Here is a 17,931-nt window from a genome sequence, read left to right on the forward strand (position 1 = left end):
GGCCACGGGGGCGGGCGGCGCCATGCGCGGCATCGGCGGGACGGCCGGCTCGGCCTGGGCGTTCAGCGCGGAGTCGTCCTCGTCCACGTCGATGAGGTCGCGCGGCGACAGCGCGGGCGTCATGCGCGGGGCTGGCGGCGGCACCGTGACAGGAGGCGTCATCACCGGGGCCGGGCGCGGCACGCTCAGGGCCAGGGTGGAGAAGGGCAGGGGCGAGGGAGGCGCGCCCACCGGGCGGCTCACCGGCGCGCGGGTGGTCACCGCCTGGCCATAGCCGGGCTGGAGCCGGCGCGGCGGGCCTCCGCTCGTGGAGTAGGACAGCGCCGTGTTCGACAGGGAGATGAGGTCGATGCCCGTGCGCGCCAGCAGGTCCGACGCCGCGCAGCGCTTGCGGATGATGGCGATGAGCAGGTGCAGGCAGTCCGCCTCGCCCGAGCGCGAGTTGCTGGCCAGCTCCCGCGCGCGCGTGGTCAGCTCGTTCACGACGCTGCCCGTCTCCGCGGGCGCCTCCGTGATGAGCTGCAGCAGCGCGTCCTCGTCCACCCCCTTCTCCTTCAGGAGGAGCTGGGCGCGGTTCTCCACCGTGAAGAGCGCGAGCAGCACGTGGGCCGACGTGGGCTTCTGGGCGACGCTGCGAGCGATGTCCTGCGCCTCATGAAGAACCTGGGCGAGATCCGTGCTGTCGACCATTCATGCTCCGGCAAGCGTGCAGCCGAGCGGAATACACCGTCCGGGCCCCCGCCGCAAAATTTAGGCTACAGACCGCTACAGGATGGATGCAAGGCGCGGTAGAACCTTGGCCCGCTGACGGAATTCGATTGGCTGCCTGCCCGTTTCCCGACTCAATTCAAGGGACCGGGCAATCACTCCGGGAGGGCTGCGTAATCCGCCCAGAGACCCCATCCCTATGACCTCCCTTGTACAACCGGCGCGCGTCTTCGTGGATCCCCTCGAGGGCACGCGCTCCGCCGTCGAAGGCCGCCGCTGGCTGTGGCCCCTCATCCTCCTCGCCTTGTGCGTCGCCGCCTCCGGTGTCGCGTACGCGCTGCGCTGGGACGCGACCGCGTCCATCGTGGGCGCCCTCCCGACGGAGGTGGGCGCGCCCGCGGTGTCCGAGTCCGACATCGCCGAGCAGATCCAGACCGCCTCGCGCAAGGCGCTGGTGGGCGGCATCGCCAAGGGCCTGATCGTGATGCCCCTGTCGGTGTTGCTGCTCGCGTGCATCCTGTGGGTGTGCGCCTGGCTCTTCAACCGGCCCGCGTCCTTCGGCCAGTTGATGGCGGCGGCCGCGGTGGCCCTGCTGCCCATCGCGCTCTACCACCTCATCTACGCGGTGTGCGCGAGCTTCCAGTACTCCCTCACGGATTTGCGCGCCGCCCGGCTCGTGCCGTCCAACCTCTCCCTGCTCGGGGGCCTGACGCCGAAGATGGAGCGGGTGCTGCGCGGGGTGGACTTCTTCAACCTCTGGAGCGTGGGCCTGCTGGGCGTGGGTTTCTCCACCGCCACCGGGATGCGGCTGGGTCGGTCGCTGGTGCTCGCGCTGGTGCTCTACGTCATGTACGCCGGTATCTTCTTCATCGGTCTTCCCGCGGGCGGTGGCAAGTGAACGCGCTCCTCGTCGTCACGGCGCTGCTCGCCGCCACGCCCATCACGCTGGAAGAGACGCGCGCCCTGGGCCGCAAGAACACCCAGGCCCTGCAGGCGCAGTTGGACGTGGCCGTGGCGCAACAGGATGAGCGCGTCGCCCGTTCCAGCCTGCTGCCCCAGGTGCAGTTCAACGTGGGTCCCAGCCTCAACTACCTGGGCCGGCGCCGGCAGGTGGTGACCATCCCCATCTCCGATACGGAGGTCCTCACGCGCGAGGTGGAGAGCAGCTCCAACACCGCCGACAGCTACTTCGCGTCGCTGGGCCTGTCGCAGGTCATCTTCAACCGCGGCCTCTGGAAGCAGTTGGAGCAGGCGGGCGTCAACGTGGACGCCGTCCAGAACCAGTCCATCGAGGAAGCGGACACCTCCGAGCTGGAGGCCATCCGCCGCTTCTTCTCGCTCTACCTGTCGCAGGCGAACCTGGAGGTGCTCAAGGCCACCGCGACGCGCAGCGAGGAGCAACTGGAGCGCGCGCGCGCCCTGTTCCTGGCGGGCCGCGTGGGCAAGACAGAGGAGATCGCCGCGGAGGTCAACCTGGGCAACGACCGCATCAACGTCGTGCAGCGCCAGAACCAGCTCGTGGCGGACCAGGTGCAGCTGGCCGTGTGGCTGGCCCGCCCCGGCACCGAACTCCTCCAGGCCGTGGACCCCGGTGTGTTCCAGACGGAGCCGGCGCCCGCGCCCCCGCTGGAGGACTCCCTCAAGCAGGCCCGCGAACACCGCGCCCTCTTGCGCGCCCTTGTCCAGCGCGTGCGCGTGGCGGAACTCCAGCGCGCCATCGTCCAGGGTGACTACATCCCCCGGGTGGGCCTGTCCGCCCAGTACGCGCACACCAGCCAGGACCTGGGGCCGTTCTTCAGCGAGGCGCGCCTCGGCAACACCTTCAACGGCGGCATCACCCTGACGTGGGACCTGTTCAACGGTTTCGTCACCGACGCCCAGTCCGCGCGGGCCCAGGCCAACATCCGCAAGGCGGAGCTGACGTTCGCCCAGACGGCGCGGGAGCTGGAGGCGGAGGTGCGCCGGGCGCACCAGGTGCTGGACGGACAGATCGCCTCCTCGAAGCTCGCGACCACCAACCGCGCGGCCGCCGCCCAGGGCCTGCTGCTGGCGGAGGAGCGCTTCCGCGCCGGGGCCGGCTCCACGCTGGAAGTCCGTGACGCGCAGCTGAAACTGACGCAATCGGAGCTGGTCTTGCTCCAGAGCCGCATCGATGTCGAAATCGCCCGCTATGCCCTGATTCGGGCCACGGGCACGCTGAACCCGGGAGACTCACAATGACGTGGTGGAAGGCGGCAATCGCCGGCGCGCTGTTGCTCGGCGCGGCGGCCATCACCGTGGGCGGTCTGCGTGATCGGCCGCCCCCGACGCAGGAAGTCCAGGTGGCGAAGGCCCGCAAGGGCACCATCACCCGCACCATCACGGGCGCGGGCAAGGTGCAGGCGGCCACCACGGTGAAGATCTCCTCCAACCTGTCCGGGGACCTCGTGGCCCTGCAGGTGAAGGACGGCGACCCCGTCACCAAGGGGCAGGTCCTGGGGCGCATCGACAAGCGCTACTACGAGGCGGCCGTGAAGCAGGCCACGGCCTCCAAGGACGCGGCCCGCTCGGAGGTGCAGGTGTCGGAAGTGGACGTCGCGCGGCAGAGCGCGGAGCTCGCCCGCGTGAAGGGGCTCGCGGACAAGGGGCTCGCTTCCACGTCGGAGGTGGAGATCAGCCAGGCGCAGGTGGACACCGCCCAGGCGCGCCTCACCGCCGCCAAGCAGCGCGTGGCCCAGAGCAGCGCCGTGCTGGACCAGGCCGCCACGGACCTGTCGCGCACCACGCTGCTGTCGCCCATCGACGGCAACGTCATCGAGCTGTCGCGCGAGGTGGGTGAGCGCGTGCGTGGCTCCGACTTCTCCGAGGACGTGGTGATGACCATCGCCGCGCTCAACCAGATGGAGGTGAAGTTCGAGGTGGGTGAGCACGAGGTGGTGCACCTGAAGTACGGCCAGCCCGCGGAGGTGACGCTGGACGCGCTGGAGGGCCAGTCCTTCAACGGCACCGTGGTGGAGATCGCCCAGAAGGCGCTCATCAAGAACCCGGGCACGGAGGCGGAGGTGACCAGCTTCCCCATCACCGTCGCCCTGGACGCGCGGCCTCCCGGCGTGCTGCCCGGCATGAGCGCCGAGGCGCGCATCAGCGCGGAGACGCACGAGGACGCGGTGCTCGTGCCCATCCAGGCCGTCACGGTGCGCTCCGAGCGCTCGCTGCCGGACTACCAGCCTCCGGTGGAGGGCGGCGGCCTCACCGCCAAGCGCCGCACGGAGACCCTGGCCAAGGTCGTCTTCGTGGTGGACGGGGAGAACAAGGCCCAGGTGCGCCGCGTGCGCACCGGCATCGCCTCCGACACGGAGCTGGAGGTCCTGGAGGGACTCCAGGTGGGGGACCGCGTGGTGGAAGGCCCCTACCGCACGCTGTCCAAGGAGCTGGCGAACGGGGACGCGGTGCGTGAACCGGAAGTGCCCGCCGGCGACGGGAAGGGCGGGCGCAAGTCGTGACGACCCCCAATGCTCCGGGCAGCGGCCCCCTCATCCTCGTGGAGGCGCTCACGCGCGCCTTCTTCGTGGGTGGCGAGGAGGTGCGCGCGCTGCGCGGCGTGACCTTCGGCATCAACCGGGGCGAATGGGTGGCCATCATCGGCCAGTCGGGCTCCGGCAAGAGCACGCTGATGAACGTGCTGGGCTGCCTGGATACGCCCACCAGCGGTCGCTACATGCTCAACGGCAAGGACGTGTCGCGCATGGACGACGACGACCTGGCCGTCATCCGCAACGTGGAGATCGGCTTCATCTTCCAGACGTTCCAACTGCTGCCCCGGGAGACGGCGCTCGCCAACGTGGAGCTGCCGCTCGTGTACCGGGGCATGCCCGCGAAGGAGCGACGGGAGCGGGCGAGGGCGGCGCTCGACAAGGTGCAGCTCACGCACCGCATGCACCACCGGCCCAACGAGCTGTCGGGCGGTCAGCGTCAGCGCGTGGCCATCGCGCGGGCGCTGGTGTCGGAGCCGTCCATGCTCCTGGCCGACGAGCCCACGGGCAACCTGGACTCGGCCACCGGCGAGGAGATCGTCAGGCTCTTCGAGCAGCTCCACCAGGCGGGCCACACGTTGGTGCTCGTCACGCACGAGCCCAAGCTGGCCGCGCGCTGTCCCCGGGCCATCCGCCTGAGCGACGGTGAGATCATCGCGGACGGTCCCGGCCCGGTGGTCGCGCTGGGTGGCACGGGCGTGTTGCCCCAGGCGGGCCACGCGTGAAGTTCAGCCAGGGCTTCCGGGTGGACGTGCTGGAGGGGGCCCGCATCGCGGTGTTCTCCCTCCGCGCGAACCGGATGCGCACGGTGCTCACGACGCTGGGCATCGGCATCGGCGTGGCGACGCTGCTGGCCATCGTCGGCATCATCCAGGGGCTCAACACGTCGTTCGACAAGCAGCTGGCCACGCTGGGCGCGAACACCATCTACGTCTCCAAGTTCCCCTGGATGATCAAGGGCAACTGGTGGGTGTTCCGCAACCGCAAGAACCTCACGCTGGAGCAGGTGGCGCAGGTGCGCCAGCAGGCGGACTTCATCACCGCCATCTCCCCGGCGGTGATTCGCACGTCGGACGTGGCGCACGGCGCGCAGCAGGTCTCCAACGTGCGCGTCAACGGCGTGTGGAGCGACTACCTCACCATCGGCAACTATGAGGTGGTGTCGGGCCGTTTCCTCACCCGCGCGGACGAAGAGGTGAACCGGCCGGTGACGGTGCTCGGCGCGGAGGTGGCGGCCACGCTCTTTCCCAGCATCAGCCCGCTGGGGCAGACGGTGCGCATCGACGGGAAGCCCTTCCAGGTGGTGGGCACGCTGGGGCGCAAGGGCAAGGTCGTGTCGGAGAACATGGACCTGTCCGTGTACATGCCCTTCAAGACGTTCAACTCCAGCTTCGGCAAGGGGCGGCCCATGCAGATCGCCATCGCCGTGGCGGACGCGGGGCAGATCCACAAGGCGGAGGACCAGCTCGTCGGCATCCTGCGGCGCGTGCGCGCGACGCCGCCAGGTGTGCCGGACGACTTCTCCATCAACCGGCCGGACACGCTCGCGGCCACCTATGAGCAGCTTACCGGGGCGCTCTACGCGGTGGCCACCGGCGTGGGGCTCATCACCCTGCTGGTAGGCGGTATCGGCATCATGAACATCATGCTGGTGTCGGTGCGCGAGCGGACGCGGGAGATCGGCGTCCGGCGGGCGCTGGGGGCGCGGCAGCGCACCATCGTCATCCAGTTCCTGATGGAGGCGTCCAGCGTGTCCGCGGTGGGAGGCCTCCTGGGCACGACGGTGGGGCTGGGGACGGCGAAGCTCGTGTCGCTGGTGACACCGCTGGCGGCGGACGTGCGGCCGAGCACGGTGCTGGGCGGGGTGGCGTTCGCGGCGCTGGTGGGCCTGCTGTTCGGCATCTGGCCGGCCGCGCGGGCCGCGCGGCTGGACCCGGTGGAAGCGCTCCGCTACGAATAGGCGATGCGCGCGTTCCTGGACAACCTGCGGCTGGCGCTGGGCACGTTCCTGGGCAACCCGCTGCGCTCGTTGTTGACGCTGCTGGGCATCGTCATCGGCGTGGCCACGGTCATCACGATGATGGCGCTCATCGAAGGGCTGCGCGAACAGGTGAACAAGAACCTGGGCAGCCTGGGCGCGCACACCTTCGAGGTGACGAAGTGGCCCACGGGCTTCGGCCGCATCAACTGGGCGAAGTACGCCAAGCGCAAGGACATCTACGGCGAGGACGTGAAGGCCATCCTGGAGGCGTGTCCCTCCGTGGGCGCGGCCACGCCCACCGACATGGAGTGGGGCAAGAAGCTGGCGACGGCCTTCCGTGAGACGCACCCGTCGGTGAGCATCCTGGGCACGGAGCCCACGTACCTGGCGACCAGCGGCGTCACCGTCACCAACGGTCGCTTCTTCAACGAGACGGAGTCGCTGGACGGCCGCCCGGTGATGGTCATTGGCGTGGACGTGGCGGATGCGCTGTTCCCGGGCATGGATCCGGTGGGCTCCGATGTGCGGTTGAAGGGCCGGCCCTACCGCGTGATTGGCGTGTTGCAGAAGCGCGGCAGCGTCATGGGCATGGCCAGCCAGGACAACCAGGTGGCCATCCCGATGCGCAGCTTCCAGCAGCTCTACGGCAAGCACCGCTCGGTGGAGATCGACATCCAGGCGCGTGACGGCGCGGTGTTCCAGAAGGCGCAGGACGAGGTGGTGAACCTGCTGCGCCGCCGCCGCGAGCTGACGCCCCAGGAGGCCAACGACTTCGAGGTGCACACCAACGAGTCGATGACGGCCTCCTTCAACGAACTCTCCCAGGTCATCGCGCTGGCGGGCGTGGGCGTGTGCCTGCTGTCGCTGGTGGTGGGTGGCATCGGCATCCTGAACATCATGCTGATGTCGGTGACGGAGCGGACGCGGGAGATTGGCATCCGCAAGGCGCTGGGCGCGCGCCGACGCCGCATCCTGGGCCAGTTCGCCACGGAGGCGGTGCTGCTGTCGCTCTTCGGCGGGCTGCTGGGCGTGGGGCTGGGCTTCGGGTTCGTGTTCCTGGGCAAGTGGGTGCTGCTGTTCCCCATGAACGTGCCCGCGTGGGCCGTGGCGCTGTCCCTGGGCATGAGTTGCGGGGTGGGGCTGCTGTTCGGCATCTACCCGGCGTCCCGCGCGGCGAAGCTGGACCCGGTGGAGGCGATGCGCACGGAGTAGGGGACGGGATGGGATGGCGGTCCCCGTCCTCGACCGGTAGCGTGCCGCGGTCTTCTCCGTACGGGTGATTCACGCATGTCCTCTTCCTCCGCCACGCTGTCGCTGCCCGAAGTCCCCGCGCCCTTCCTGCTGCGCCCGCTCTCGATGGCGGACGCGGATGGGATCATCTCGCTGTACTCGGACGAGGAGGTCGCGCGGAGCCTCAACTTCGCGGTGCCCGTGCGTCCGGAAACCATCCGCACGAAGCTGGCGGTCGACCTGGAGGTGATGCGCCGGGGGGAGAGCTTCCGCTGGGTGCTGTCTTCCCAGGAGGACACGTCGGCGCTGGGCTACCTGACGCTCTTCAACTGGAGCGTGAAGGACCGGCGCGCGGAGGTGGGCTACATGGTGGCGCGCAAGCTGTGGGGGCAGGGCGTGATGAAGGCCATCCTGCCCGGCCTGGTGCGCTTCGGCTTCGAGCAGATGGGCCTGCACCGCATGGAGGCCCTGGTGTCGGTGGAGAATCCGGCCTCGCTGCGGGTGCTGACGCGCGGGGGCTTCCGTCAGGAAGGCGTGTTGCGAGGCTACCGGCCCTCCGGTACGGGGGATGGGTTCGTCGACATGATCATGCTGTCGATGCTCGAGACGGAGTGGCGCGAAGCCGTCGCGAAGTAGAAGGCGCGATTCACGGCAGGTCGCGCGCGAACTGCTCCCGGTAGCGGGCCTTGAGGGGGCCAAGCTGCTTCGTGCCCCGGTATTCGCGGGCGAGCAGGTGCCAGGCTTCGGTGCGTGAAGGCTCCAGGGCGATGACCCGCTCCAGGTGCGCCCGTGCCCTGGCGTGTGCCCGGGTGTTCGTCGCCAGCACGCCGAGCAACAGGTGGGCCTGCACGGCGTCCTCCCGCGCGGCGAGCACGCGCTCACAGGCAGCGCGCGCGGGCGCGAGGCGTCCCTTGAGCAGGTGCAGCTCGCACTGCACCAGCGCGACGGAAGGGCTCTGTGGAAACGCCTGGGCGAGCGCGGTGATGCGCTCCCGCGCGGTTCCGGATGAGCCCGCGTGCAGCAGGGCCTCGATGTCGAAGACCTCTCGCACCAGGGCGCCTTCACGCGCGGGCTCCATCTGGGGCATGGACGCGGAAGGTGTGCGCGTTCCGGTGCTCGCGTCGGGTCGCGCGGGCAGCGCCACCTGTCGTCGCATCCGGGTCGCCTGTTCGAGCACCGTGGCCGAAGCGGCCAATCCCGGCGCCCGGGCCGCGGCCTCTTCCGCCCACGTCAGGCAGTGGGCGCGCAGGAAGAGTCCCGCGAGATCCGCCCACAGCGCGGGCTCCGAGTCGGCGCGGGCCTCCAGGTTCCGCCGGGCCGCCAGCAGGCTGTCCTGGGCCGCGCCGAACCGGCCCGCGTGCAGGTGCAGGAGCGCGACGTTCATGCGCAGCGAGGGCTCCCCGGGAAACCGCGCGATGGCCCGCTCACAGCGCTCACGCGTGGCGGCCAGTGCCGGCGTGAGATGCACCGCGAGGTAGCACGCCAGCAATTGCACGCGCTCATCCTGGGGATGCCGGACGGCCAGCGGCTCCAGGGCCTCGGCGGCCACCTCTGGACGGCCCGCCTTCTCCAGCGCGATGACCTCCGCGAGTCGCTGGCGTTCCTCCGGCGTCAATGCGCGCGGCGTGCCCTCCGGCCCCAGCACCACGCTGGCCGAGCGGACCCGTTCGGTCCACGCGAGGAGGAAGTCGCGCTCAGGCCCTTCCCAGGCCGGTCCGCGCAGGGTGTCCAACACCGTCTTCAGCTCGCGCGCCCACGCTCGCTGCGGCTCCAGCTCCACGCGGGCCCGGGGCAGGTGGCGCAAGCCCGCGTCGAGCAGCGCGAGCGTCCGGGCATCGAAGCCCGTCCAGGCCGCGCCGTACTTCGATGACATCCAACCGCGCGGCTCGCGCACGTGAAGCGCACCCAACGTATGGGCCCACTCATGCAACAGGGCCGAAACCTCCAGGTGCCGACGCGCCTCCCCCTGCACGGTGGCATTGAGGGCCCGCAGCACGCAGTGACGTCCCAGCACGCGCGCGAAGCCCAGCTCATGCTGCGACTCACTGAAGGCCGGCGGCGCGGACACCAATCCGACGACGAGGTCCACGTCCTCGCCCGCGTCCAAGGCCTCCAGCGCACCGAGCATGGGCTCCAGCGGACCCTCGGAGCCTCGCCGGTCCCACGCCCGCGCGGATTCCAGCGCGAACGTCACCCGCAGCGGCTCACGCACCGCCTCGCTCGCGCGCTGGAGCCCGGCCGCGAAGGCGCGCTCCCAATGAAGCACCTGCGCGCGGTGATCCGCGTCCGCGTACACGCGCACCCGCAACACGCGCCGGGGAAGGGCAGGGGACTGCGACACGGCCTCGGCGGCCCGTGGGCGCGAGGCCTCACGCGGACGCTCCGTGGAAGCGCAACGCACGCACACGAGCCCCAGGACGACGATGAGGCAACGCCGCAGCCAGCGCGGCGTCCGCTGGGACCCGGGGTTCATTGGGGGGGCTTTTTGGAATCAGGGAGAAACAAGCCCCAACCCGTGAGGGGAGGCGGTGGGCCGACCGGGCCAGCACCGCCATCACCCTGGGGGTTGGGTCAACTTCAGGCCGCTGCGTCCTCTTCCTTCGACGGCTCGACCGCGTTCACGATCCAGTCAATCGCCTTGTGCTCCCAGTCCGGATCCTTCGACGCGTCGATGTAGCGCTCCCACTCGTACACGCCGCTCTGCTTCGACATGCGCACCATCATCAGGCGCGCCACGGTGCTGTCGAGCACCACCGACGAGCGCACCATGCCGTTCTGCTTCAGCCAGACCATCGCCTGCTTGATGACGTCCTGGGTTTCGGGCGGATTCGCCCGCTGGCTGCGGATGTCCACCATCAGTCCGAAGGGACGCCCCTTCTTCACCGCGACCTTCGTGCGCAGGTCGTTGAACCAGGCCGTGATCTCGGGAAGCAGGATGTAGCCAGGTGCATTGATCCGGAAGCCGTACTCCGTCCGCAGATTCTCGATCATGACAACCCCCACGTTGGATTCGTCGGACGCGTGTGCCCCTCTGTAATAGCGAGGGCGCGTGCGCCCCTGGAGCCTAGCGCAACCCATGCGTTCGTGGATCCAGACGCGGCACACTTCCGTACGCGCGCGCGAAAGCTGTTCTCCAAGTGAAAACTGTAAGACGTCCGGGGTTGGACAGGGCAACGTGTCTCGAAGTGTGAGAATCCAGCCTCAAGCGAACTTTCCACGAAAAATTACTTCACACTGCTCAACTGCTCGGCTAGAAGGTAGGTGCATCTTTGCAGCAATCCCGCAAGACTGTGCGTGCACCGGGGGTTTCCCCGACTCGGTGACAGCGACTCGAAGTGGAATTTCGAGTCGGATGGGACCCGGGGCCTTGGAGACGCCTTTCGATGTCGACCTCCTCGCTTGCTGAGTTGCAGCTCACCGCGTCGTCCGCGCTGCGGTCGGAGCTGCCCCTCAACGTGCTCCGTCAAGACACGCCGTCACCGGAGCCGGTGGACGGGCTGCAGGCGCGCCACGGTGACCCCATCCCGATGTACGGGGATGCGAATGCCCGCGGCTTCAAGACGGTGGAGGACCTGACCGTCGCCGACTGCGTCCTGGCGCACCTGGAGGCCGAGGAGGTGGATGCGGTGTTCGGCATCCCTGGCGGCAACCTGGCCCCGTTCCAGCAGGCGCTGCGCAAGCACGGCTTCATGCGCTTCATCATCACCGCGCACGAGGGTGGCGCGGCGTTCATGGCGGACGGCTACGCGCGCGCCACGGGCAAGCTGGGCGTGTGCATGGTGACGGCGGGCCCTGGCGCGACCAACGCGATGACGGGCGTGGCGTCCGCGCACCTGGACGGCGTGCCCCTGCTCACCATCAGCGGCAACGTGTCCACGGAGCGCATCGGTCTGTTCGCGATGCAGGAGAGCAACAGCACGCACGGCGTGAACACGGTGGAGATGTTCCGTCAGGCCTGCTCCAGCTCCGCCGCCGTCGTGGACGCGCAGAGCCTGCCGCGCCTGCTGCAGCGTGCGATGCGCACCTCGCAGGGTCTGCCCGGCGGCGCCACGCACCTGAGCATCCCCACCAACGTGGCGCGCCAGCCCATCCAGCGCGCCACGGTGCCCACCACGCGCGGGGCCTTCCGCGCGCGTCCGGCCGCGGCGCCCTTCGAGGACCTGCGCGCCGCCTTCTCCATGCTGCGCACCGCGCGCCGCCCGCTCATCCTCCTGGGCGCCGGGGCGCGCTCGGCGATGGAGGAGCACGGCGACGCGTTCAACGCGTTCGTCACCCAGCACGGCATCCCGGTGACCACGAGCCTGCGCGGCAAGGGGCTGTTCTCCGAGCGCGAGTCCCTGTGCCTGGGCGTCGTGGGCCTGGGTGGCAGCAAGCGCGTGGAGGCGTACCTGCGCGAAGGCGTGGACGTGCTCCTGGTGCTGGGCAGCCGCCTGGGTGAGTGGGCCAGCCGCAGCTTCCACAAGTACTTCCAGTCCATCCACCACGTCATCCAGGTGGACGTGGAGGCGGCGAACATCGGCCAGCTGCTGCCGGTGAGGCTGCCCATCGTGGCGGACGCGGGCTCGGTGGTGACGGGGCTGGCGGAGCTGGGGCAGATGATTGGCCCCTCCAGCGGCGCGCGGGTGCAGGAGCGTTGGGCGCAGGTGATGGCGCTGCACGAGCCGGCGCCCGCCGTGAGCGCGCCCCAGGTGCAGGGCATGGTCAAGCCGCAGCAGCTGCTGGCGGAGCTGGACCGGCACCTCAGCCCGGAGATGGACCTCTACATCGACATCGGCAACTGCACGGGCTGGACGTCCCACCTGCTGCATGTGTCTCCTCCGGCGCGGATCTTCTACCCGACGGGTCTGACGTCGATGGGCTGGTCCTGCGGCGCGGTGGTGGGCGGGAAGATTGGCCGGCCGGAGCGCGCGGCGGTGTCCGTCGTCGGTGACGGCGCGTTCCTGATGAACGGCGTGGAGGTGCTCACGGCCTCGCGCTACCGCGTGGGCACGGTGACCATCGTCCTCAACGACAACGCGCTGGGCATGGTGAACCACGCCGAGCACATGCAGGACCGGGACTACCCGCTGGAGGACGAGTTCTACAGCCTGGGCAACCCGGACCTGGAGCGCTTCGCGGAGTCGCTGGGCGCGAAGGTCTACACGGTGGACGGCCCCGGCCAGCTGGACGCGATGCTGCCGGAGGTGCTGCGCCGCGCGGACGCGTCGGGCCAGCCGCAGGTCATCGTCGCGCACATCGACTACCGCGAGGTGCCGCCGTACGGCGACCGCTTCGCCGCGGTGGCGTCCGACGGGAAGTAGCAGCGCATGACGTCCGCTTCGTTCGCGCTCCTGGGCGCGGGGGCCGCGCTGCCCGCCCGGGTGCGCGGCAACGATGAGCCGCTCTTCGAGCCGCTGCGCCGTGCCGCCGCGGAAGGGGGCGGCGAGGTCGCGCTCTTCTACGGCAACCGCGAGCGCCGGGTGCTCGGGCCCGAGGAGTCGCTCTCGTCGCTCACCGCGAAGGCGGGAGCGGCCGCGCTCTCGGTCGCGGGGCTGAAGGCCTCGGACGTGGACCGGCTCTACGGCTACGTGTCCGTGTCCGAGTTCATCACGCCCAACGCGCTCTACGCCGTGCACCAGGAATTGGGGCTGGGGCAGGGGGCGCTGGTGGTGCCGGTGCAGGCGGACTTCGTCAACTTCCTCATGGGCGTGGTGCTCGCGTGGGAGGCGCTGCGCGCGGGCTCCATCCGGTACGCGCTGGTGGCGGTGGGCGCGGCCTGGACGCGCAACATGGACTACACGCAGGGCCACGCCATCGGCATCGGGGATGGCGCCGGGGCCGCGGTGGTGGGGCACTCGGAGCCCGGAGGCGGGCTCACGCTGGTGGACTGGGCGGCGGACACCTTCAGCGACGAATACGGCGCGATGACGATGGGCGCGCGTCCGGAGTCGGGGCTCGGCTACCCCACCTATGGCCTGGCACCCACGGGCGGCATCAAGGCGTTCCTGTCGTCGGGGATGAACGGTCCGCCCCGGCTGGTGGAGCGACTGCTGGCGAAGAACGGCGTGTCACGCGACGACGTGACGCTCATCTCGCATCAGGCGACGCGCAAGCTGATGGACCACTGGGCCCAGGCCATCCGTCCGCGCGAGTACGTGGACACGTTCGAGGACTTCGGGAACATGGTGCACGCGTCCATCCCGGTGACGCTGGCGCGGTTCCACCACCGGCTGCGCACGAAGTACCTGGTGATGGTGGGCCTGGGCATCGGCGCGCACCAGATGGCGGTGCTGGTGCGCGTCTGAGGCGTGGGCGCTACTGGTCGTCGCAGGGCGTGCCCAGTCGGATGCCCGTGTAGACGCCCAGCTCGTTGTAGATGAGCGGCAGGTTCTGCTCCACGGGCACGTTGCGCAGGGTGACCTCCTTGCGCGGGTTTTCAATCCACACGGGCGTCTGCGCGCGGTCGATGACGAGCCGCAGCTGGCCCTTCTTCGTGGTGAAGATCTCCCCCTCCGAGTCCGCCACCACGTTGGTCATCTTCTGCGGCTTCAGGTCGCCGCGCGGCCCGATGAACACCCGGAAGTTGCGCGACTCCTCGGCGGTGAAGCCCTTGTCCACGTAGTAGTACGTGCCGTTCGAGTCGCGCAGCAGCGCGTGCGGGACGTACTTCTGCGGGTTGGGTGCGTACGTGGCCTTGCGCAGCAGCTCGCGCGCCGCCGTGCCGGGCAGCATCTCCAGGGCCACCTTCCGCTCGCCACAGCGCAGCGAACAGGTGCGCTCCTTCGCGTCCACGGACACCTCCGAGTGCACGCGCAAGTCCGTGCCCTGGTAGTCCGGGGTGCCGTTGCGGTTGAAGAAGCGCGGGTCCATGAACAGGGTGCCGGGCAGGAAGCCCGGGGGACGCGGCACGACGAGCAGCTCCTTGCCGTCGCCGTAGAAGAGCCGCTCCTCCAGGTCTTCCGTCTCCTCGCGGGGCACGGCGACGACGTAGTGGCCCTTGCCGTCGGTGCAGACGGAGGTGGCTTCCAGGAGCATGCGCTGCCCCAGGTTCTCCGCCTTGCCCCAGGGCGGTTCGACGGCGACGGAGGTGCTCGAACCGAGGAGCACCGCGACGGTGAGGACGCGTTGAAGGTTCATGGTGTGCGGGCGCGGGGCTAGAGGTGCTTCTTGAAGTAACGGGTGGCGGCCTTCTCCTGGTTGGAGGCCTCCGGGTTCGTGGTCCACACGAAGCGGTCTCCTTGCAGGCCCGGCTCCAGGCCCGCGCCGAAGCGGCAGTCGATCCGCTGGAGGCGGGCCTTCACCGTGCGGCGGGCTTCCTCGGACGTGGCGCACATGGCCTTCAGCGCGCTGAGCGGGAAGGCGCAGAAGCGGGTGATGTTCGCGTCCTTGAGCAGGGGCTCGGTGACGGTGGCCCAGTCGATGGTGCCCGCCACGGTCGTGGCGCAGGCGGTGTTCATCTGCTGGAGGGCTTCGGCGTAGCTGGTGTCGTGGACGGCTTCCTCGGCCTTGCGGTCGAAGGCCATCAGCTTCGCGAGCTGGCCGCTCTGGGTCTGCTGCTGGTGCTGCGCGTAGACCTCCTCCGGCTTGAGCTTCTGGGAGCGCGCCTCGTCGTACTGGACGGCGATGCCGTTGCCGGGGCCTCCGGGGAAGTGCAGCTCCGCGCGCGGCCCCACCAGGGTGAACGGCGAGTAGTTCCGGCCGTGCCACTGGGTGGTGTAGCTCAGCCGCGACGTGCCGACGCTGCTCCAGTCCTTGATCGTGTACGGGAGCACCAGGCCGTCCAGCACGGAGCCGGTGCCCTGGATGCGCACGAGGAACTTCTTCTGCTCGCGGGGCGTGAGCGGCACGACCGCCACCAGCTCCCCCTGCGGGCCCACGAACACCTTGCCAGCCTCGACGGGCGCCGCGGCACGGGCGGGCAGGGTGCCCAGCACGGCGCAAAGCGCTGCCATTGCGACGACGACTCTCACGCGATTCCTCCCCCTCATCCCACGCACGAACACGGCTGTGTTCACGCGCGTGGGCGGGTCCAGCTCACAGACTCAGGTCTACTTCGTACTTCTGACATACCTTCTCGGCCTTGCGCTGCTGCGACCTGGGAAGCTTCTCCCACTCCGAGCGGGCGCGGTGGCGAAGGGCTCCAGCGACCTGGACCTGCGCTACCAGAAGTTCGACCCCATCGGCACGGGCCCGTTGGGCACGGTCTTCAAGGGTCGCTACAACGCCCTGGGCCTGGACATCTGCATCAAGGAGCTGAAGGACATCTTCGGCTACTTCTCCTTCCTCCAGCGCGGTGAGGTCCTCAAGCGGCTGAAGAAGGAGCTGTGCGCGCAGGCGCAGGTGCGCCACCCGGGCGTGGTGCAGATTGTCGACCAGAACGTGGAGTCCACCCGGCCGTACTTCGTGGTGGAGCTGATGCGCGGCAGCCTGAAGGAGAAGCTGGAGTCCAGCGGCGGCAAGGGCATCGACGTGCCGCACGCGCTGCGCACGTTCCTGCAGCTGGCGTACGGCCTGAGGGCCGCGCACGCTGCGGGCCTCACGCACCACAACCTCAAGCCGGAGAACGTCCTCTTCGACGCGTACGGCAACGCGAAGCTCGCCGACTTCGGCATGAGCCGCGTGGTGGAGGTGGACGCGACGAAGGGCATGCCCCAGGTGTTCATGGGCATGGGCGGCATGGTGTACATGGCGCCGGAGCTGATGAACCGGGCTGGCAAGGAGCCGGGTCCGTCCGCGGACGTGTACGGCCTGGGCATCCTGCTCTACGAGATGTTCACCGGGCAGATTCCCGGTCGCCGCTCGCCGCTGCCCTCGGAGGTGAACCCGGAGGCGCCCAGCGGGCTGGATCAGCTCTTCGACAAGGCCACCCAGGACAAGCGCGAGCAGCGCTACCCGGACGTGGATGCGATGCTGGAGGACTTCTACAAGGCCTTCCCGGATCGCGAGTACCTGGAGCGCGGCTCGCTCATCATCTCCTCCGACCCGCAGCAGGACTGACCTGAAGGGCAGGCGGGCCTCCACGCGAGGCTCGCCCGTCCCCGGACGGACTGTCAGACTCCGGCGCGCCCATGACCGCGCGCCCCTCCGACACCGTCCTCCTCACCGTCACCGGAAGGGACGGCCCCGACACCACCTCCCGCTTCACCGGACTCCTCGCGGATGCAGGCGCGGAGCTGCTCGACGTGGAGCAGGTGGTGGTGCAGGGCCTGCTCACCCTGGCCCTGCTGGTGCGCCCCTCCGCCAGTGCTCCCGAAGGACAGGACCCGTGGCAGGCGCTGCTCCTCGCGGCGCGCGAGCTGGGCGTCACGGTGGATGTCCGCGCGGTGGCGCCCGTCGCCACGCCCCCGGGCCCCGAACCGCTGCGCTACGTCGTCACCGGCGTGGGCAAGACGCTGGGCGCGCGGGAGGTGCACGCGCTGACGGCGCGGCTGGCGGAGCAGGGCGCGCGCGTGGAGCGCATCACCCGCTTGAGTGAGACGCCGCTGGGGTCGGTGGAGCTGCACGTCACGCTGCCTCCGGACGCGGATCCTTCCTCGCTCAAGCGCGCGCTGCTGGCGCTGTCCATGGAGAGCCCCACGTTCGACGTGGCCCTCCAGCGGGAGAGCCTCTACCGGCGCGGCAAGCGGATGGTGGTGATGGACATGGACTCCACGCTCATCCGCATCGAGGTCATCGACGAGCTGGCGCGGGCGCACGGCGTCCACGCGAAGGTGGCCGCCATCACCGAGCGCGCGATGCACGGGGAGATGGACTACGACGAGTCCCTGCGCCAGCGCGTGGCGCTGCTCGCCGGGCTGGACGTCCAGGTGCTGCGCGAGCTGGCGGCGAACCTGCCGCTCACCGAAGGCGCGGAGACGTTGATCCGCGTGCTCAAGCGCCTGGGCTACCGCACCGCGGTCATCAGCGGCGGCTTCTCCGTGGCGGCCGAGGCGCTCCAGGCGCGCCTGGGCATCGACTTCGCGTACTCCAACATGCTGGAGGCCCAGGACGGGAAGCTCACCGGCCGCACCGTGGGGACCATCGTCAACGCGCGCCGCAAGGCGGAGCTGCTGGAGACGCTCGCGAAGCAGGAGGGCATCCTGCTGGAGCAGGTCATTGCCGTAGGGGACGGGGCCAATGACCTGCTGATGCTGGAGAAGGCAGGGCTGGGCATCGCCTTTCGCGCCAAGCCCAAGCTGCGCGAGGCCGCCGACACGTCCATCTCCGCCGGCGGACTGGACACCATCCTGTACCTGCTGGGCCTCACCGCGCGCGAGCTGCGCGAGGTGACGTAGCGCCTTCGCTACAGGCGCATGCGCGCGGCCAGTTCGCGCTGCTGCACCTGGCCCTTCTCGAAGACGAGCTCCAGCAGCGCACGGAGGATTTTGGAGCTCTTCTCCTGGTTCTGCTGCACCGTCTGCAGGCGCTGCAGGTCCGCCTCCGTCCACTCGGAGGTGGGCGAGCCGCCCGCGAGGATTTCATCCAGGATGTCGGAGGCGCTGGAGCCCGCGGCGGCGGGCGGCGCGGCCCTCTCCGCGGTCC

General features: G+C 69.9%; 15 protein-coding genes and 2 pseudogenes. 11 read left to right on the top strand and 6 right to left on the bottom strand.

The annotated features are described in order from the left end of the window. Window positions 1-690: Clp protease N-terminal domain-containing protein (locus tag D7X74_RS26900; RefSeq protein ID WP_304984932.1), on the bottom strand; the 690-nt coding region annotated here is incomplete at its 3' end. Between the two features lie 250 nt (window positions 691-940). Here D7X74_RS26900 and D7X74_RS26905 point away from each other — a divergent pair. The 7 genes from D7X74_RS26905 to D7X74_RS26935 all read left to right on the top strand — a co-directional run bounded on the left by D7X74_RS26905 (window position 941) and on the right by D7X74_RS26935 (window position 8,067). After that, window positions 941-1,606, top strand: a complete 666-nt coding sequence (locus tag D7X74_RS26905) for a YIP1 family protein (protein WP_341870440.1) — start codon at window positions 941-943, stop codon at window positions 1,604-1,606. Then, on the top strand, window positions 1,603-2,928 hold the full coding sequence (locus tag D7X74_RS26910; RefSeq protein ID WP_120535868.1) for a TolC family protein: 1,326 nt from the start codon (window positions 1,603-1,605) through the stop codon (window positions 2,926-2,928). Before D7X74_RS26905 ends, D7X74_RS26910 begins: the two co-directional genes overlap by 4 nt. Beyond that, window positions 2,925-4,190: an efflux RND transporter periplasmic adaptor subunit gene (locus D7X74_RS26915; RefSeq protein ID WP_120535869.1), complete on the top strand. Its 1,266-nt coding sequence runs from the start codon at window positions 2,925-2,927 to the stop codon at window positions 4,188-4,190. Before D7X74_RS26910 ends, D7X74_RS26915 begins: the two co-directional genes overlap by 4 nt. Then, entirely contained in the window at window positions 4,187-4,945 is a 759-nt protein-coding gene (locus tag D7X74_RS26920; RefSeq protein WP_120535870.1) for an ABC transporter ATP-binding protein, read from the top strand. Before D7X74_RS26915 ends, D7X74_RS26920 begins: the two co-directional genes overlap by 4 nt. 74 nt (window positions 4,946-5,019) lie before the next feature. Further along, a complete protein-coding gene (locus tag D7X74_RS26925; protein ID WP_120535880.1) occupies window positions 5,020-6,180 on the top strand; it encodes an ABC transporter permease in 1,161 nt (386 codons plus the stop codon). Between the two features lie 3 nt (window positions 6,181-6,183). Then, window positions 6,184-7,413: an ABC transporter permease gene (locus D7X74_RS26930; protein ID WP_120535871.1), complete on the top strand. Its 1,230-nt coding sequence runs from the start codon at window positions 6,184-6,186 to the stop codon at window positions 7,411-7,413. Between the two features lie 75 nt (window positions 7,414-7,488). Beyond that, window positions 7,489-8,067, top strand: a complete 579-nt coding sequence (locus D7X74_RS26935; protein ID WP_120535872.1) for a GNAT family N-acetyltransferase — start codon at window positions 7,489-7,491, stop codon at window positions 8,065-8,067. A gap of 10 nt (window positions 8,068-8,077) precedes the next feature. Here the strand turns inward: D7X74_RS26935 and D7X74_RS26940 are convergent, their stop codons facing one another. Continuing rightward, a complete protein-coding gene (locus tag D7X74_RS26940) occupies window positions 8,078-9,904 on the bottom strand; it encodes a hypothetical protein (RefSeq protein ID WP_120535873.1) in 1,827 nt (608 codons plus the stop codon). A gap of 104 nt (window positions 9,905-10,008) precedes the next feature. Continuing rightward, on the bottom strand, window positions 10,009-10,422 hold the full coding sequence (locus tag D7X74_RS26945; protein ID WP_120535874.1) for a hypothetical protein: 414 nt from the start codon (window positions 10,420-10,422) through the stop codon (window positions 10,009-10,011). 392 nt (window positions 10,423-10,814) lie between these two features. Between D7X74_RS26945 and D7X74_RS26950 the strand changes: the two genes are divergently transcribed. Further along, window positions 10,815-12,731 carry a thiamine pyrophosphate-binding protein gene (locus D7X74_RS26950; protein WP_120535875.1) on the top strand — a complete coding sequence of 639 codons (1,917 nt, stop codon included), beginning with the start codon at window positions 10,815-10,817 and terminating at the stop codon, window positions 12,729-12,731. A 6-nt stretch (window positions 12,732-12,737) separates the two neighbouring features. Continuing rightward, the gene (locus D7X74_RS26955) at window positions 12,738-13,715 is read left to right on the top strand and encodes a 3-oxoacyl-ACP synthase III family protein (RefSeq protein ID WP_120535876.1); all 978 of its coding nucleotides are present in this window, start codon (window positions 12,738-12,740) and stop codon (window positions 13,713-13,715) included. 10 nt (window positions 13,716-13,725) lie between these two features. Here D7X74_RS26955 and D7X74_RS26960 read toward each other — a convergent pair whose 3' ends face one another. After that, entirely contained in the window at window positions 13,726-14,547 is an 822-nt protein-coding gene (locus D7X74_RS26960) for a hypothetical protein (protein WP_120535877.1), read from the bottom strand. A 17-nt stretch (window positions 14,548-14,564) separates the two neighbouring features. Then, the gene (locus D7X74_RS26965) at window positions 14,565-15,362 is read right to left on the bottom strand and encodes a hypothetical protein (RefSeq protein WP_233595834.1); all 798 of its coding nucleotides are present in this window, start codon (window positions 15,360-15,362) and stop codon (window positions 14,565-14,567) included. A 196-nt stretch (window positions 15,363-15,558) separates the two neighbouring features. On the opposite strand from D7X74_RS26965, the pseudogene D7X74_RS26970 reads away from it, so the two are divergent. Both D7X74_RS26970 and serB read left to right on the top strand, forming a co-directional pair. After that, window positions 15,559-16,407, top strand: a pseudogene (locus D7X74_RS26970) (serine/threonine protein kinase); the annotation flags it as partial. A gap of 71 nt (window positions 16,408-16,478) precedes the next feature. After that, entirely contained in the window at window positions 16,479-17,684 is a 1,206-nt protein-coding gene (gene serB, locus D7X74_RS26975; protein ID WP_120535879.1) for a phosphoserine phosphatase SerB, read from the top strand. Between the two features lie 8 nt (window positions 17,685-17,692). On the opposite strand, the pseudogene D7X74_RS26980 reads toward serB, so the two are convergent. Beyond that, window positions 17,693-17,931 (bottom strand): annotated as a pseudogene (locus D7X74_RS26980) (hypothetical protein); the annotation flags it as partial.

The organism is Corallococcus sp. CA047B (genome assembly GCF_003612065.1).
In the GTDB taxonomy this organism is placed as follows: Bacteria; Myxococcota; Myxococcia; order Myxococcales; family Myxococcaceae; genus Corallococcus; species Corallococcus praedator.

What these genes read in the sequence shown, in the direction of transcription:
- D7X74_RS26960 (WP_120535877.1), bottom strand. Translation starts at nt 14,547, where the DNA reads ATGAACCTTCAACGCGTCCTCACCGTCGCGGTGCTCCTCGGTTCGAGC.
- D7X74_RS26940 (WP_120535873.1), bottom strand. Translation starts at nt 9,904, where the DNA reads ATGAACCCCGGGTCCCAGCGGACGCCGCGCTGGCTGCGGCGTTGCCTC.
- D7X74_RS26955 (WP_120535876.1), top strand. Translation starts at nt 12,738, where the DNA reads ATGACGTCCGCTTCGTTCGCGCTCCTGGGCGCGGGGGCCGCGCTGCCC.
- D7X74_RS26925 (WP_120535880.1), top strand. Translation starts at nt 5,020, where the DNA reads ATGCGCACGGTGCTCACGACGCTGGGCATCGGCATCGGCGTGGCGACG.
- D7X74_RS26930 (WP_120535871.1), top strand. Translation starts at nt 6,184, where the DNA reads ATGCGCGCGTTCCTGGACAACCTGCGGCTGGCGCTGGGCACGTTCCTG.
- D7X74_RS26950 (WP_120535875.1), top strand. Translation starts at nt 10,815, where the DNA reads ATGTCGACCTCCTCGCTTGCTGAGTTGCAGCTCACCGCGTCGTCCGCG.
- serB (WP_120535879.1), top strand. Translation starts at nt 16,479, where the DNA reads ATGACCGCGCGCCCCTCCGACACCGTCCTCCTCACCGTCACCGGAAGG.
- D7X74_RS26945 (WP_120535874.1), bottom strand. Translation starts at nt 10,422, where the DNA reads ATGATCGAGAATCTGCGGACGGAGTACGGCTTCCGGATCAATGCACCT.
- D7X74_RS26935 (WP_120535872.1), top strand. Translation starts at nt 7,489, where the DNA reads ATGTCCTCTTCCTCCGCCACGCTGTCGCTGCCCGAAGTCCCCGCGCCC.
- D7X74_RS26965 (WP_233595834.1), bottom strand. Translation starts at nt 15,362, where the DNA reads ATGGCAGCGCTTTGCGCCGTGCTGGGCACCCTGCCCGCCCGTGCCGCG.
- D7X74_RS26915 (WP_120535869.1), top strand. Translation starts at nt 2,925, where the DNA reads ATGACGTGGTGGAAGGCGGCAATCGCCGGCGCGCTGTTGCTCGGCGCG.